Source organism: Streptococcus marmotae (genome assembly GCF_001623565.1).
Taxonomy (GTDB): domain Bacteria; phylum Bacillota; class Bacilli; order Lactobacillales; family Streptococcaceae; genus Streptococcus; species Streptococcus marmotae.
The window spans coordinates 1,882,309-1,900,154 of record NZ_CP015196.1; the positions used below are offsets into that span (position 1 = coordinate 1,882,309).

Annotated in this window: 5 protein-coding genes and 1 pseudogene; 5 read left to right on the plus strand and 1 reads right to left on the minus strand. The window is 41.7% G+C overall.

Features of this window, described 5'->3' with window-relative positions; genetic code table 11:
* Position 1: 1 nt before the first annotated feature.
* On the plus strand, positions 2-880 hold the full coding sequence (locus tag A4H00_RS09280) for an SDR family NAD(P)-dependent oxidoreductase (RefSeq protein ID WP_067090050.1): 879 nt from the start codon (positions 2-4) through the stop codon (positions 878-880).
* Positions 873-2,084 (plus strand): NADH:flavin oxidoreductase/NADH oxidase family protein, encoded by a 1,212-nt coding sequence (locus A4H00_RS09285; protein WP_067090054.1) that lies wholly within the window; start codon positions 873-875, stop codon positions 2,082-2,084. Before A4H00_RS09280 ends, A4H00_RS09285 begins: the two co-directional genes overlap by 8 nt.
* Before the next feature lie 78 nt (positions 2,085-2,162).
* Here the strand turns inward: A4H00_RS09285 and A4H00_RS11520 are convergent.
* Positions 2,163-2,952: pseudogene (locus tag A4H00_RS11520) on the minus strand (transposase); the annotation flags it as partial.
* 332 nt (positions 2,953-3,284) lie between these two features.
* Between A4H00_RS11520 and A4H00_RS09305 the strand changes: the two are divergent.
* From A4H00_RS09305 to A4H00_RS09315, 3 genes are all read left to right on the plus strand, one after another.
* Positions 3,285-3,926 (plus strand): recombinase family protein, encoded by a 642-nt coding sequence (locus tag A4H00_RS09305; RefSeq protein WP_067090067.1) that lies wholly within the window; start codon positions 3,285-3,287, stop codon positions 3,924-3,926.
* A gap of 367 nt (positions 3,927-4,293) precedes the next feature.
* Positions 4,294-12,252: a GEVED domain-containing protein gene (locus tag A4H00_RS09310; protein ID WP_067090071.1), complete on the plus strand. Its 7,959-nt coding sequence runs from the start codon at positions 4,294-4,296 to the stop codon at positions 12,250-12,252.
* A 444-nt stretch (positions 12,253-12,696) separates the two neighbouring features.
* Positions 12,697-17,601, plus strand: a complete 4,905-nt coding sequence (locus tag A4H00_RS09315; RefSeq protein WP_067090074.1) for a Rib/alpha-like domain-containing protein — start codon at positions 12,697-12,699, stop codon at positions 17,599-17,601.
* Positions 17,602-17,846: the final 245 nt, after the last annotated feature.

Sequence of the window (17,846 nt, forward strand, 5' to 3'; positions counted from 1 at the left end):
GATGACTAAGACTATTTTAATCACAGGTTCGACGGACGGTATTGGTAGACATTTGGCTCTGACCTTGGCAAGAGCAGGACACGAGGTTATTCTTCATGGGCGTAACAAAGAAAAACTGCAAGAAACCTTGATGAGCCTTCAACAGGAAACTGGTAGCAACCTTCTACATGCTTATCGGGCTGATTTTTCTAAAATAGAGGAAGTCAAGCAGTTTAACAAAGCTATCCAGAGGGACTTTAAAAAGCTAGATATTCTCATCAATAATGCTGGGATATTTTCAGGTTCCAAACGGCAGGCTAATGAGGAGAATGTCGAACTGACTTTTATGGTGTCCGTCTTGGCTCCCTATATGATTATAAAGGATTTACAGACTTTGTTAGCAAGAACGGAAGCGGGTCGTATCATCAACACTTCTTCCTATATGCACCACTTTGCAGACACGACAGACTTAGATTTTGGTTTTGAGCGGGTGTACAGTCCCAAGTTAGCTTACAATAATTCTAAACTATATATCATTTGGCTTAGCCGTTATTTTGCGGAACAGTTTGCTGATCAGAAACTGCCTATCACGGTCAATTCCTACCACCCAGGCTTAATTGCCACTAAGATGGTGACGGGGGGTGAACCAATCATAACCAAACAAGCTAACGCTAGTCAGTTAACAGAGGCTAAGAATCAGCCTAAAAGTGTGGAAGAAGGCATCAAAACCGGCTACTATTTAGCCCTATCAGCTGAAGTTGCTGACCAATCGGGATTTTACTTTGATGATTGTCAGGTCAAACCAGTCACCGATCAGAGCTTTTCAACAGTCAGTTTGCAAAAGCTGCTTACCTACTGTGAAGACAAAATTTCTGTTTTTAAGGAGGCAAATCATGGATAAACTCCTGTTGGAACCTCTCCAACTTCCAAATGGTCAGGTCTTAGAGAGCCGCTTTTTCAAATCAGCTATGAGTGAAACCATGGCTGACAAGCAACAAGCTCCCTCGGATGACTTGATTGCTCTATACGATTACTGGGCCAAGCAGGGTATGGGCGTCCTAGTGACAGGTAATGTCATGGTGGATGGTCGCTATCTGGGAGAACCGGGCAATGTGGTCCTTGATTCAGACGCTCATTTGAATCAATTTCGAAAATGGGCAGCCGTTGGACAAAAAACCGGTGTCCCTATCTGGCTCCAACTTAATCACCCTGGCAAACAGATGTATCGCTCCATCAATCAAGAGCCTATTGCACCGAGTGCTATTCCGATTTCAGGCGGTTCAGCGTCTGCCTTTCGTCCGCCCAGAGAGATGACCGTTTTCGAGATTAAGGAAGCCAGGGATAAATTTATTGCGGCTGGAGTTCGTGCAAAAGCTGCTGGATTTACAGGGGTACAGTTGCATGCTGCCCATGGCTACTTAATCAATCAATTCCTCTCGCCAGCTGATAATCAGCGGACAGACCTTTATGGAGGAAGTCTGGACAATCGCCTACGGTTTCTTGTTGAAATTTACCAAGGGCTTCGTGAAAAAGTGGGACCTGATTTTACCATTGCACTGAAACTGAATGCCTCTGATTTTAAAGAAGAAGGCTTTGGTTTCGAGGATTGTAAGTATGTGGTAAAACGTATGGCTGACCTGGGCATTGACCTGATTGAAGTTTCAGGTGGTAATTATGAAACTCCTGTCTTCGGTGGTGAATATGAGAGTGGTGCTGGCTTTGTCACCTATGCGGTAGCCTTAGCAGACCTTACTTCAGTTCCCATTGTGTCAACAGGTGGCTTTCGTAAGGTCACTCAAATGGAAGAGGCAATTGAAGAAGGTGTAGCCATGATTGGTCTTGCACGGCCTTTTGTCCTGCGACCAAGTCTGGTCAATGACTATCGAGAAGACAGTGATTTTCAGCTGTCAACACCACGCCTGACAACAGGTCTTTCAAAATTGGATCAGGCACTGGGTCCTATTATCGGTGTTAGTTATTACGAAGCGCAGATGAAGCGTTTGGCCAAGGGAAGAAGTGTCAAAATCAGTCAAAATGCCTGGCCTTATCTTCTTCAGACAGTCAAAGTCCATGGCCTGTCTGCACTGAAACCGAGACGAAAATAGCATAGACTAGTTAAGATTTGAGAGTCAATCTCAGATCTTTTTTCTGGCTCTTTGTTAAGTGTAGTGGGTAGATGTCAGCTAACATCTAGAGAGGACCAAGTTGGTCTTCTCTTTTTTGATATTGATGGCAATCAAAATCCGCTTTTTGAAGTTTTCAAAGTTCCGAAATCCAAAGGCATTACGCTTGATGACTTTGATAAGATTATTGGTAGCTTCCAATTTAGCGTTGGAATAAGGCAATTCCAAGGCGTTTAAAACCTTGTCCTTATCCTTTAGAAACGTCTTAAATACCGTCTGGAAAATAGGGTTAACAGTGGCTATTTCTTGCTCAATTAGGTCAAAGAAATGATCTGAATTCTTCTCTTGGAAATGGAATAAAAGAAGTTGATAGAGTTCATAATGTTGTCGTAACTCATCTGAGTAGGATAGGAGCTTGTCTAAGATTTCCTTATTGGTCAAATGCATGCGAAAGGTTGGGCGATAAAACCGCTTGTCACTGAGTTTACGGCTATCTTGTTGTACCAGTTTCCAGTAGCGTTTGAGCGTCTTGTATTCATGCGATTTGCGGTCAAAAGCATTCATGATTTGGGTACGGACACGGTTCATAGCACGAGCTAAATGTTGCACAACGTGGAAACGATCCAGCACGATTTTGGCATGTGGGAGTGAAACAGTCTGGGAATAGACTGTTTCAGCCTGAGCTTAGAAATTGGAGAGCGAAGGGTTTAGCTAATTTGTAGTAAGGGCTAAACATGTCCATAGTGATGAATTTAACGCGGTTTCTGACCTGTCTAGGGTATCGTAGGAAGTGATTTCGGATGACCGCCTGCGTTCTTCCATCAAGGATAGCGATGATGTTATTTTTGTCTTTCATTTTGAGAAAATTTGTGATAAGATTTAGTTGTTCCATATGAGTCTTTCTAAATGATAGTTTTGTCGCTTTTCATTATAGGTCATATGGAACTTTTTTTCCACATTGAAAAAGGCTCTATAATCTCTGCGGCGGGCGTACCCACTACAGATATTATAGAGCCTGATTTTAACAAAGAAAGCTATTTTCTTGGTTTATGTAAAAAAATGAAAATAAATCGACCATTTTCTATGTTTTTCCTATTCTTTTTCTATCTTTTTTCAGTACCCCATTTCTTCTAGACAAGTGAATGAGATAATAGAACAATGAAAAAAGGAGGGAATGATGTAATGAAATATGGGTATATTCGTGTATCAACACGAGAGCAAAATATTGATCGTCAACTGACGGCGATGCGTCAAGAAGGGATTAAGGAGGAGTTTTTGTTTATCGATCAGTCTTCTGGTAAGAATTTTAATCGAAAAGGATACAAAAGAATGCTAAAGCGCCTCGAAAAGGGGGATGAAATCGTGATTAAATCAATTGATCGCTTAGGCCGTAATTATGATGAAATTATCAAACAATGGAATTACCTTGTAAAAGAAAAAAATATTGACATTATGGTATTGGACTTTCCATTACTGAATACAAATCTGAAAATTGATAATATTACAGGAAAGTTTATCTCAGACTTATGCCTCCAAGTTTTGTCCTATGTAGCACAAGTTGAGCGTGAAAATATAAAGCAAAGACAATTGGAAGGGATAATAGAAGCCAAGAAAAAAGGGGTGAAGTTTGGACGTCCGATAAAAAGACGCCCACCAAATTTTGATCACATTATGAAACAGCTAGAGGCGTCTGAAATAACGCTTCAGATAGCATCCGAAAAATTAGGCATTTCCAAGTCGACTTGTTATCGCTGGATGAGAGCGAGAAAGTCTGATGTGATAGCGCAAATAGGAAAAACAAATACAAAATGTAAAGAAAAATAGAAGATCTCAGGGAGCATCTTCTATTTTTTTATAAAAAACATGTCAAAAACTAGGGGTTTTGAAAAAGAAAATTCTCTGTATATTTACATGAAAATAAAATAATGTAGACATACAAAAAGCCTGTTAAATAAGGAAACATATTAACCCCATCATATCTTGTTAAGATTATAACATAGAATGTTCAAAAATCCTAGGTTTTGAAAAAGAGAACATCTTGTTAAATGAAGAGATAAGATAAACTCGATATCTAAAATTTTAAAATTGTGGAGGGATAAACATTCTAATTTTAACTTCAAGAGTTAAAAGATAACATCGTACTATTTGTGGGTAATTAAAAATGTACCTAAATTTTTATTTGGAGGAAAAGATGTTTAAAAGAAAAAAAGACCGTTTTTCAATTCGGAAATTTAAAATTGGAGTTGGCTCTGTATTTTTAGGGTCACTTCTATTGGTAGCACCACAGGTGTATGCTGATACTGGTGAAGTAGTAGAGGGAACTCCTGCTTCAGAAAATACGACACTAGAATTGCCAACTAATAAAGAAGAAATCAATACGGAAAAGCTTGAAGATGTCAGTCCTTCTTCTACGACAACATCTGTCCGTGATAAAGTAGCGGTAGATAAAAAAGTCTTGCTTGATGAAGTTGCAGAATTTGAGAAGATTAAAGACACAGACCAATATGTTCATGCTACTAATAAAGATAGCTATGATCAAGAATTGTCTCGGGCACAGGCTATTTTGGAAAAAGAAGAAGCTCCCCAAGAAGAGATCAATCAAGTTGCTGCTAGCCTAGCTCAAGCTCGTCAAGCCTTAGACGGAGTTGCTCCGGTAGAGGAAGTAGAACGTGTCGCAGCAACGATTTATAAAGTAGCCTATACTGATCAAGAGTCTGGTAAGGAAGTTTACTCTGCTAGCCATTCGGTTGCTGAAAAGACAACCTTGCCAATCGATCAGCCAAAAGAGTTTCATGTGACGGTGGATGCTAAGACAGATTTGAAGATTCAGCCTGCTCTTCAAGGTTACAAATTGGCAGAGAACCAAGCTGAAACGCAGGCAGCCCTCGTTGTAGAGCGTGGTGGACGTAACAACCTTGTCAACTTCAATGTGGTTCGTGACGACCAAGCTGCTGCTGGTAATAATGATATCGAAGGCCATACTGGCTTTAGAACAATTCCAGCAGAAAAAACGCCAGAAGAAAATATCGAAAAACTGTATAATCCATCTACAGCAGAAACTGCAAAGCTCTATGAAGAAGAGGCGGCAAAAGATGTTAGCTCTCTGAAAGCACAGCTGAATTGGCTGGATTGGGGAGACCCATCAGCTGCCCATAATCTAGATGGTGATAAGCTTAAGGTTGGTTCTTATTATGAAAAAGAAATCTACCCAGGTTATGTTGTACGGGTAGAAGTAGTAGGTTTAAAACCTTTCAATGCTTCTGATACTTACAAAAAACGTGTAGAGGGAACAGAAGCAGAGTCAACTTATGATCCTAATGCTATTAATAACCAAGCAGGAAATAAAAATATTCCTAAGGAAGTTATTGTAAAGCCTCAAAATGGTTATTCTAATTTATTACAACAAGGTCTTAATGCCGGGAATAAACCAACCATTGGTGCAAATGGAAATGGTGGAAATATCGGTGTTCAATTCAAACTAAAGGCAACTTATCTTGGCAAGGAAGTTCCAGCTAACTTTTTCTTGGCTACTGGAGAGGAAGCAAGAGGAAATGAAGCTGAAATCTTTGTGACAGATGGAGAACCATTTGAGTTGTTAGCTGAATTATCAGAAGGGAAAACTAAAGGCTCTTACTTTCCAGCAACAGATCAGAAGGATAATGGTGGTCTTAATGACTTAATTAGAAAGCTGAAAGCACAGCCTAATCCTGAAGGTTACGAAGTCAAGTATCTTGCGAATGTCAATCCTGAAAAATCTAGAATCGGTATTGCCACAACTCTGGATGGTAAGCAAGTTGTTTTTGGAGATGGGATAGGTACACGAGTGGCTGGTCCAAATGTAACGGAAAGATGGAGAAGGTCTGTTCCGCTCATCGTTTCGCGAAATGCAAAAACTGCTGAGTTATATATCATTAGTAATGGTCAACAATCCTTGATGATGGGGGTGGCTGTATTTGATGAAGGAGATGCACCAGAGTCATACGGACCTGTTGCTCATATGATTTCAGACAAAGTCGTTCAACCATATTTAGGAAGCAAGAAAGCAGACCTTGATATTACTGATCCAAGCAATCTCAAAGTAGACTTTGAAACGGATGACTTGTTCAATACAGGAGACGAGGGAGTGCGTCAGTTGGTCGGTGAGGACAAGGTACATCGAACAGGTAGCGGTAAAGAAACTTATATCTTACACAAGGCGCATGATAAGACCTATACATTGGAATTCAAAGCGAGCAATGGTGCAGAGGCTAGCGATGCTGAGCAACCTACGGCTTATGCTTATGCGTGGGCAGACTTCAATAACAACGGGAAGTTTGACGAAGGCGAACGTTCTGAACTGGTAACAGTAAACAATGCAACAGGTGATTACCAGTTTACTTGGAATAATGTGCCACAGATGGTGGATCCATCCGTTCGGAAAGTGGCAGTCCGTGCCCGTATCGCCAAAAATCAAAACGACATCGCAAAACCAACAGGAATCGCTTATTCAGGAGAGGTGGAAGATTTCCAAGTACAAGTAACTCATCCACCACGCGGAGATAAGGAAGAGACCAAAGGCTATGTTGGAGAAAAACAGACTATCAATGTTGAATATATAGTAGGAGGTACTAATCCAGTAAAAGACACTTCTGGCAATGGTCGTGTCGAATTTACAGCTTATGGACGTCAAGACTATGACTTTGATACAGATAATTTGATTGAAGACAGTGCAGAAGTGAAAATCGTTGCTCCAAATGGTGATCTAGTGGACAGTTGGAAAGAGCCAGGTCAAGGTACTTATACTATTGAAGGTAAAAAAATTACCTTTACACCAGAAGTAACCTTCACAGGAAAAGCTAAAGGTGTTGTCCTTCGTGTAACTGATAAAAATGGAGCAAGCACAGGCTGGGAAGCAGCAGATCGGAATGCTTCTGAAACAAAACTTGAGAATGTGAACAACGGAAGTCATACCATTGAAACTAAGACGATGGATGCAGTTTATATTCCAGAGGTTATCAATAACAAGCCAAAAGGTAAACCAGCTGAAACAGAAGGACCTCAAGGTGTTGCTCAAACAACAGATGCAAAAGCAATGTTCAAAGAGTACACAACAGATGACCAAGGTGCACCAACTGACACTGTAACAGACAAGGAATCCTTGAAGCTTGACTCCTTGACCTTGTTGAATGCATCTGGTGAACCAACAACTTCTGTCACCGTAGACGGTCAAGGTACTTATACACTAGCTGATGGTGTGATTAAATTCCAACCCCTACCAACCTTTACAGGAACAGCTACACCGGTCAAAGTCCGTATTGCCGATGCAAGTGGTGATCAAGCAGAAACAACCTATACCCCAACTGTTAAGCCAATTAAACCAACAGCAGTTGAATCAACAACTTCAGGTATTCAAGGGGCTAAACAAACATCTCCAATCGTATTTGGCGATGACAGCCAACCGAACTCAGTGAACTTCAAAGCAGGTGCTGAATCAGCTCCGATTGATAAATCAACTATAACCTTGTTAAATGCCGAAGGGGAACCTGCTACAAGTGTAGAAGCAGTGGATGAAACCGGTAAGAAAGTAGGTACGTATAAACTTGATGGGGAAACGGTTGTTTTCACTCCAAACAAAGATTTCGTAGGAACACCAGTAGCAGTAACGGTACAAGCAAAAGACGCAAACGGAACACCAGTTACAACAACTTACACACCAACAGTTGAAGGCGTTACACCAACAGGAAAAGATGATACGTCAACAGGTAAACAAGGACAACCACAAGAGGGAACTCCGACATTTACTGAAGGTGATCCAGCTGTGCCAGTGAACATTTCAGCAGAAAATCCTGCTAAATTCATTGATCCAACAACAGGCGAACCAACTGAAAAAACAGAACTTCCGGCGAAAGATAAAGATGGCAAAGAAGTTGGCAAGTACACGATTGATCCTAAGACTGGTAAAGTAACCTTCCAACCAAATCCAGATTTCGTTGGAACAGCAGAACCAGTGACAGTTCAAGCGAAAGATGCAAACGGAACCCCAGCAGAAGCAACGTACACACCAACAGTTGAAGGTGTTACACCAACAGGTAAACCGGTAGACTCAACAGGTAAACAAGGACAACCACAAGAGGGAACTCCGACATTTACTGAAGGTGATCCAGCAGTACCAGTGGAGATTTCAGCAGACAATCCAGCAACATTCTATGATCCAGTAACGAAACAACCAATTACTGACACAACTATCCCAGCGATGAAAGACGGTAAAGAAGTTGGTAAGTACACGATTGATCCTAAGACTGGTAAAGTAACCTTCCAACCAAATCCAGATTTCGTTGGAACAGCAGAACCAGTGACAGTTCAAGCGAAAGATGCAAACGGAACCCCAGCAGAAGCAACGTACACACCAACAGTTGAAGGTGTTACACCAACAGGTAAACCGGTAGACTCAACAGGTAAACAAGGACAACCACAAGAGGGAACTCCTACATTTACTGAAGGTGATCCAGCAGTACCAGTGGAGATTTCAGCAGACAATCCAGCAACATTCTATGATCCAGTAACGAAACAACCAATTACTGACACAACTATCCCAGCGATGAAAGATGGTAAACAAGTTGGTACTTACACGATTGATCCTAAGACTGGTAAAGTAACCTTCCAACCAAATCCAGATTTCGTTGGAACAGCAGAACCAGTGACAGTTCAAGCGAAAGATGCAAACGGAACCCCAGCAGAAGCAACGTACACACCAACAGTAACAGCAGTAACACCAGCAGGTAAACCGGTAGACTCAACAGGTAAACAAGGACAACCACAAGAGGGAACTCCTACATTTACTGAAGGTGATCCAGCAGTACCAGTGGAGATTTCAGCAGACAATCCAGCAACATTCTATGATCCAGTAACGAAACAACCAATTACTGACACAACTATCCCAGCGATGAAAGATGGTAAACAAGTTGGTACTTACACGATTGATCCTAAGACTGGTAAAGTAACCTTCCAACCAAATCCAGATTTCGTTGGAACAGCAGAACCAGTGACAGTTCAAGCGAAAGATGCGAACGGTACTCCAGCAGAAGCAACGTACACACCAACAGTTGAAGGTGTTACACCAACAGGTAAACCAGCAGAGTCAACAGGTAAACAAGGACAACCACAAGAGGGAACTCCGACATTTACTGAAGGTGATCCAGCTGTGCCAGTGAACATTTCAGCAGAAAATCCTGCTAAATTCATTGATCCAACAACAGGCGAACCAACTGAAAAAACAGAACTTCCGGCGAAAGATAAAGATGGCAAAGAAGTTGGCAAGTACACGATTGATCCTAAGACTGGTAAAGTAACCTTCCAACCAAATCCAGATTTCGTTGGAACAGCAGAACCAGTGACAGTTCAAGCGAAAGATGCGAACGGTACCCCAGCGACAGCGACCTACACACCAACAGTTGAAGGCGTTACACCGACAGCAGAACCAGCAGCAACAACAGGCATTCAAGGAGCTAAACAAACATCTCCAATTGTCTTTGATAAAGATGATACCGCTAAGTCTGTGAACTTCAAAGATGGCGATCCAGACGTTAAAGTGGATCCAGAATCTGTAACGCTATTGGATGCAGAAGGTAATCCAGCTGAATCTGTAACTGTAACAGATAAAGAAGGCAAACCAGTCGGAACGTATACAATTGAAACTGGAGAAAATGGCAAAAAAGCGGTAGTCTTTACACCAGAAAAAGACTTCGTAGGCGAAGCACCAGCTGTGACGCTGCAAGCGAAGGATGTGAATGGAACAGCAGTTACAACAACTTATGAACCAACAGTAACACCGGTTAAACCAACAGGTGAATCAGCAGTATCAACAGGTAAACAAGGACAAACTCAAGAAGGAACACCAACATTTACGGAAGGTGATCCAGCTGTGCCAGTGGAGATTTCAGAAGACAATCCAGCTAAGTTCATCGACCCAGAAACTGGAAAAGAAACAGATGCAACAGAACTTCCAGCGAAAGATAAAGATGGCAAAGAAGTTGGTAAGTATAAAATTGATCCAGCAACTGGTAAAGTGACATTCACACCGAATAAAGACTTTGTCGGAACCCCAGTTCCAGTAAAAGTCCAAGCGAAAGATGCGAACGGAACCCCAGCGACAGCAACTTATACACCAACAGTAACAGCAGTAACACCAACAGGTAACCCAGCAGAGTCAACAGGTAAGCAAGGACAACCACAAGAAGGAACTCCAACATTTACGGAAGGTGATTCAGAAGTACCATTAAGTGATGAGCCAGCTAAGTTAATTGATCCTAAGACAGGAGAGGAAGTAACAAGCGTTACCATTCCAGACGAAGGAACATACACAGTTGATCCAAGTGGTAAAGTAACGTTTACCCCAGAAAAAGGCTTTGTAGGTAAAGGAACGGGTGTAACGGTTAAACGTACAGATAAAAATGGTACGCCAGTAGATGCTAAGTACACACCAACAGTTGAAGGCGTTACACCGACAGGAAAAGATGATACGTCAACAGGTAAACAAGGACAACCACAAGAAGGAACTCCGACATTTACGGAAGGTGATTCAGAAGTACCATTAAGTGATGAGCCAGCTAAGTTAATTGATCCTAAGACAGGAGAAGAAGTAACAAGCGTTACCATTCCAGGCGAAGGAACATACACAGTTGATCCAAGTGGTAAAGTAACGTTTACCCCAGAAAAAGGCTTTGTAGGTAAAGGAACGGGTGTAACGGTTAAACGTACAGATGCAAATGGTACGCCAGTAAAAGCCAAGTACACACCAACAGTAACACCAGTGACACCAACAGGTGACAATGATTCTTCAACAGGTAAACAAGGTGAAGAGCAAGAAGGAACCCCAACCTTCAAAAACGGCGATGGTACACCACTTGTTCCAGATGCTTCTAATCCAGCTAAGTTAATTGATCCTAAGACAGGAGAAGAAGTAACAAGCGTTACAATTCCAGGCGAAGGAACATACACAGTTGATCCAAGTGGTAAAGTAACGTTCACGCCAGAAAAAGACTTTACAGGAACAGGAACAGGCGTAACAGTTGTTGCTAAAGATAAGAATGGTACACCAGCTAAAGGTGTATATACACCAGGAGTTATTCCAAATACTCCTCCAACAGGTGTTTCTCCGACAGTAGTTGTACCACAAGGAAGCACGCCAATCAGTGATAAAGACTTAATTGCTTCTGTCATTCCAAATGACAAAGAAGATGGTAAAGATGTGACCGTCACGATCAAAGATAATCCAGTTGATTACAATGTACCAGGAGTTTACGAAGTAACCTTCTTGGTAACTGATAAAGGTGGTCTGACAACAGAAGTTAAGAAGACTGTAGTCGTTACACCAAAACCAGAGAATCCAGCAGTTCCGACAACTCCAATTGTTGTGGAGCAAGATACACCAATTACACCAGAAGATGTAGCTAAAAATGTGAAGTTGCCAGAAGGTGCCAAGGTGAAAAACGTTGGTAAAATTCCAACAACTGAAATCCCAGGTGTGAAGCCAAGTGTGACCGTAACGGTTGAATTACCAAATGGTGACTTGGTAGATGTAGAAGTCCCAGTGTTTGTTACACCAAAACCAGTGGTTCCAAATACGCCACCGACTGGCACCTCCCCACTTGTGACAGTTCCACAAGGAAGCACGCCAATCAGTGATAAAGACTTGATTACTTCTGTCATTCCAAATGACAAAGAAGACGGCACGGATGTAACCGTCACGATCAAAGATAATCCAGTTGATTACAATGTACCAGGAGTTTACGAAGTAACCTTCTTGGTAACTGATAAAGGTGGTCTGACAACAGAAGTTAAGAAGACTGTAGTCGTTACACCAAAACCAGAGAATCCAGCAGTACCAACCACTCCAGTGGTACCGGTTGTTCCGCATTCTCCAGTAGTGCCAACCACTCCAGCGATACCAGTTGCTCCACATTCTCCAGTAACTCCGGCAGTTCCAGCAATATCAGTCATCACTCCTTCTTCAGAAGTTTCAACGCCAAAAGAAACTCCAGTCAAAGAGAGCGATGCGCAAATGTTGCCAAATACAGGAGATACAGCGGATGGACTAGGTACAATGTACGGCATTGTCGCACTAGGTCTTGCTGGTCTGGCACTTCTAGGAAAGCGAAAAAGAGAAGAATAAGGAATCTATTCTAGCGTTAGCAGATGAGATGCCCCTCATTCTTATAGAATGATAAGACGAAGAGGGCAGGAAAGGCGGCATTTAGCCTACCTTGTCTTCTCACTTGTGCTCATCATATATCGTTCATTACTTCATTAATCAAGTCATCGTAGAACGAGATTATCAAGTTTCTCTATCAAGACCGAGAGGGATGCTTCTACTTCCCTCTTGGTTCATTGGTGGAGTATATGGTTTGCATATATATATATATATATATATATATATATACTTACGCATGTATGTAATTATGTATGTATATATGAGAAGGATACCGAACTACATTAGTAACGTTTGAGACTGATAAACGAAAATAGCTGATTGAATATCAATGATGGATGTACAAGAGATAATGAACGAATGAATACTTGATAAAACACTTAAATAGTTTTATTAAAGGAGAGAAAAATGAATTTAAATAAAAAACAAAAATTTGCAATTCGGAAATTGACAATAGGCGTCTGTTCTGTCGTGTTTGGCATTCTTATGACAACACCAGCAGTTTTAGCTCAAGAAAATACGACTGCATCAGGAGATGATTCTACTACAGCGGCTTCGAGCGTTGCAGAAACGAATAAGGTGGCAGAGAATCCGGAGCTTACTGAACCTAAAGCCGAGGATGGACAAGTTCCGAAAAATCCTACTTCACAGGGCTTTATGGTCAATGAAGAAACTCGTGAAGTAGCTGAAACAACTCCTTGGCGGGACTCGTTTGACAAAGGGGATTTTGACGATGCAGTTGAAAAAACAGCAGAGCGTGAACATGTACTAGGCTTCTATCCACAAAAGGGTGAGCCACCAGTTGAGGGTAAAGAAGAGATTGGTTCTATTCGTTACAAATGGAAAGAAAAAGAAGTAACGAAAGGAGAAGAATATGAAGGCTGGACCTTGAAGTCTGGTAATAGCTTTAACGTTGTTCAACCTGAAACTCCAGAGTATATCAAGCAAAATATGGAACGCTACCAACGGAGAAAGGTGACAGGTGATAAGGGTGAAGTTTCGTATGTTATCGAAAAAATCGATCCGTATGAATTGGGTGACAAGGATAAGTCTAAGGTTTATGAGATAAATAAAGCTGATGTATTGAAAAAAACGGACGGTATTTCTGGAGAGGGTTATTTAATTAAGGGAACACCAAAACCAGCGAGTATTGCTGCAGAAAGTGCTTCTATTGCCCCTACAAATTACTATCGTAGTCCAACTTCTACACGTTTTGTAGAGTTGAAAAACCAAGGAACTGAGATTCAATCGCAACTTTATAAAGTCAATCCAAATTCAACCATTCGGTTCCATTTCTCTTATAAGGGAGCTTTTGATAGCTGGGAGCAACGTTCAGGAGATGGTGAACAAGGGATTGGTTACCTTGTGGATCAAGACGGGAATGTTTTAACAACAGCAGATGGCAAAACGACTGAAATTGTCAATTTAGGTGGAGGTGTCTTTGGTTATAGTGAAGGAGGTGCTTTCTACAAAATTCCTGAAAATGTAACAGGTGTCCGTATGGTGCTGAAAGCTGGCGAAAAATCAAAACTTTATCCAAATCATCAGGATGCTGGATATATCTTTGATAACGTCGGTCTTGAGCTTGGAGCTGCGTTGAACCATAAACAGACTTTGACAAAGATTCCTAAAGAAGGTGCTAATGTTACTGGAGAGGGAACTTACGGAAAAGATGATGTTTATACTCGTGGTGATAAGATTAAGTATGTACTGAACGTGAAAAACGAAGGCGGGATTACTGCTGCTAACGTTAAGACGAAAATCGTCGTGCCAGAAGGGGTTTCTCTGGATGGACCATTACCGGCAGGATACACCTATGATGAGGCAAGTCGCACTATTACCGTTCCTGATGCTGTTTACGGTGCTTCAGGTGATCTATCAAATGGGTTCCAAGATTATTCGGCAGGACCAGCTTTAGCTGTTATGAAGAGTCGAGACATCACCTTGAACTTCAAGGTTGATGATAATACTGACAAGCAAGGAGTCTTCTTTAAAGCGACGACAACCTATACCAATAGTACTTATACATGGAGTAATGGTGTCTCTGTCAGAGGTTCTGTAACGTCACAAGAGGGTCTCACAGGACCACAACAACCACTTTATATTGATACCAAAGCACCAGTTGCGCCAATTGTAGACTCTATCAATACTGCAGCTAAGGTCATTCCAGTGGATGTGACAGCAGCAGAAAAAGAAAATACAGAAGAATACACAGACGGTGGCGGAATTAAGTTGAAACTTTCTGTTATCGATCCAGCTTCTCCTGATACACCTATTTTCACAGTTGAAGCAACCAGAGATGACAAGGGTGTTTGGACTTTACCAAATGGAACTGTCGTAGAAAAAAATGCAGAAGGTAAATTAGAACTTCCAGTTCCAGAAGGAACAAAATTGAAAGAGTCTGAGTTATCAATTGTAGCGACGATTCAAGATAAGTATAAAAACGAATCTGGAGCAACAAAAGCAAACATCACTAACAAAGCCCCAGAATTTGAGGTACCAACAGCTGATAAGCCAGCTGATCCAATCGAAAAAGGATCTACATTTACAGATGACCAAATCAAAGCCTTGGTAACGAACATTACAGATGAGGAAGACGATTCGGATAAAGCTGATACGAAAGAAATTGGCGCCGTTATGATTGTTGATAAAGGTGGCTTTGATCCGAATAAAGTAGACGAGTACACGATTAAAGTATCTGTAACCGATAGCGATGGTAAAAAAACCGAGAAAACATTCGTCTTGAAAGTAGAAGATAAAACAGCTCCAAAAGCTCCTACAATTGGTACAGTTGATACGGCAGCAACCAAAGTTCCAGTAACACCAAAAGATGATGACGTGACCTCTGTTGCTGTTACCTTCCCAGGGGAGAAAGATCCTGTTATCGTAGAGAAAGACAAAGAAGGAGTCTGGAAACTTCCTGACGGAACAGAAGTTTCAGTAGATGAAAGTGGAGCACTTCAAGTACCAGTTCCAGCAGATGCTAAGCTTGTACCAGGTGACGACAAGATTACAGCAACAGCGACAGATGCTTCAAAGAATACATCTGACGAAGGTAAAGGCAAAATCACCAACGAAAAGCCAGTTGTAACAGCCAAAGATCAAACTGCTGAAACTGGTAAATCAGTTGATTTGACAAAAGACGTTGTGATTACAGATAAAGAAGACGATGCTTCAGATCAGGATGCTAAGACTACACAACCTCCAACCTATCTCATTGTGAAACCGGATGGAAGCAAGGTAACCTTAACAAAAGAGGAAGCAAAAGCCTTTGTCCCAGATCAAGCAGGTGAACACACCGTGACGATTGTGACTCGCGATAGTGATGGTTTAGAAGGTAGTACGACAGTTAAGTTGGATGTTGTAACCGCTGCTCCAAAACCAAAACCAAGCCTTGACAAAGACAAGTATCAACCAGGTGTTGGAATTGTCACAGTTCCCCAAGGCACTCGGATTACCAATGATGATGTCCTCGGTAAAGTCACTATTCCAGAAGGTTCAGGAGGTACTGCAGTTGTTACAGGTATGATTCCAAGTACTGACCAACCAGGCGATAAAGGTACTGTTACAGTCGTTGTGACATACCCAGATGGTAGCAGCGATTCAGTTGAAGTACCCGTGAAGGTTACCGAAGTTCCAAAACCAGTTGAAGAAAAGGACAAAGACAAGTATCAACCAGGTGTCGGTATTGTTACAGTTCCCCAAGGCACTCGGATTACCAATGATGATGTCCTCGGTAAAGTCACTATTCCAGAAGGTTCAGGAGGTACTGCAGTTGTTACAGGTATGATTCCAAGTACTGACCAACCAGGCGATAAAGGTACTGTTACAGTCGTTGTGACATACCCAGATGGTAGCAGCGATTCAGTTGAAGTACCCGTGAAGGTTACCGAAGTTCCAAAACCAGTTGAAGAAAAGGACAAAGACAAGTATCAACCAGGTGTTGGAATTGTCACAGTTCCCCAAGGCACTCGGATTACCAATGATGATGTCCTCGGTAAAGTCACTATTCCAGAAGGTTCAGGAGGTACTGCAGTTGTTACAGGTATGATTCCAAGTACTGACCAACCAGGCGATAAAGGTACTGTTACAGTCGTTGTGACATACCCAGATGGTAGCAGCGATTCAGTTGAAGTACCCGTGAAGGTTACCGAAGTTCCAAAACCAGTTGAAGAAAAGGACAAAGACAAGTATCAACCAGGTGTCGGTATTGTTACAGTTCCCCAAGGCACTCGGATTACCAATGATGATGTCCTCGGTAAAGTCACTATTCCAGAAGGTTCAGGAGGTACTGCAGTTGTTACAGGTATGATTCCAAGTACTGACCAACCAGGCGATAAAGGTACTGTTACAGTCGTTGTGACATACCCAGATGGTAGCAGCGATTCAGTTGAAGTACCCGTGAAGGTTACCGAAGTTCCAAAACCAGTTGAAGAAAAGGACAAAGACAAGTATCAACCAGGTGTTGGAATTGTCACAGTTCCCCAAGGCACTCGGATTACCAATGATGATGTCCTCGGTAAAGTCACTATTCCAGAAGGTTCAGGAGGTACTGCAGTTGTTACAGGTATGATTCCAAGTACTGACCAACCAGGCGATAAAGGTACTGTTACAGTCGTTGTGACATACCCAGATGGTAGCAGCGATTCAGTTGAAGTACCCGTGAAGGTTACCGAAGTTCCAAAACCAGTTGAAGAAAAGGACAAAGACAAGTATCAACCAGGTGTTGGAATTGTTACAGTTCCCCAAGGCACTCGGATTACCAATGATGATGTCCTCGGTAAAGTCACTATTCCAGAAGGTTCAGGAGGTACTGCAGTTGTTACAGGTATGATTCCAAGTACTGACCAACCAGGCGATAAAGGTACTGTTACAGTCGTTGTGACTTACCCAGATGGTAGCAGCGATTCAGTTGAAGTACCTGTAGTGGTCACTGAGAAGACAAATTACCCATCAATAGGTTCAACTCAAGGTGGTCATTCTAGTCATAATAATCAGATACCTACCCCATCGTCTACTAATAGCTCTACTCTAAATCATAAGGGGAATGTGGACGTTTCCAATAGTCCTGTGCTTAATAACAATATCGTTTCTAAAGCAGATACAAAACGGGCAACTATTACAGATAGCAAGAAAGCAGATGCTCCAGAAGCTTCTTCGGCAAATTCTGATATGAATTCTATGAAAGATCAGGAGAAACGTTTACCAGATACTGGTGATGCTGCTGCGCATCATGAATTTATCTATGTTGCGACTGCGCTTAGTCTAGCAGCTTTAGGTATGGTTGGCAAAAAAAGGAAAGGAGAAGAATAGCGAAAGATGAAAGAGCAAGAATCTAGTTTGTGGTATGACAGTAGAACATTCATTTGTAAAAGATGTGGCCGAAAAGTAACTACTATCCAAGGAAAATTGGATCGTAGGACTGTGTTTTGTAGTGCTCTTTGTAGCAGACGCTATTGGCGACATCCTGATAGACGACGTCGAGCAAGTGAATGTGTCTCATGACAATCTAATGATTTTTAAGGGAGAAGGCAAATGTCTTCTCTTTTTCTATTGGA

Coding starts and splice junctions, on each gene's coding strand:
- A4H00_RS09305 (WP_067090067.1), top strand. CDS start 3,285: ATGAAATATGGGTATATTCGTGTATCAACACGAGAGCAAAATATTGAT.
- A4H00_RS09280 (WP_067090050.1), top strand. CDS start 2: ATGACTAAGACTATTTTAATCACAGGTTCGACGGACGGTATTGGTAGA.
- A4H00_RS09310 (WP_067090071.1), top strand. CDS start 4,294: ATGTTTAAAAGAAAAAAAGACCGTTTTTCAATTCGGAAATTTAAAATT.
- A4H00_RS09315 (WP_067090074.1), top strand. CDS start 12,697: ATGAATTTAAATAAAAAACAAAAATTTGCAATTCGGAAATTGACAATA.
- A4H00_RS09285 (WP_067090054.1), top strand. CDS start 873: ATGGATAAACTCCTGTTGGAACCTCTCCAACTTCCAAATGGTCAGGTC.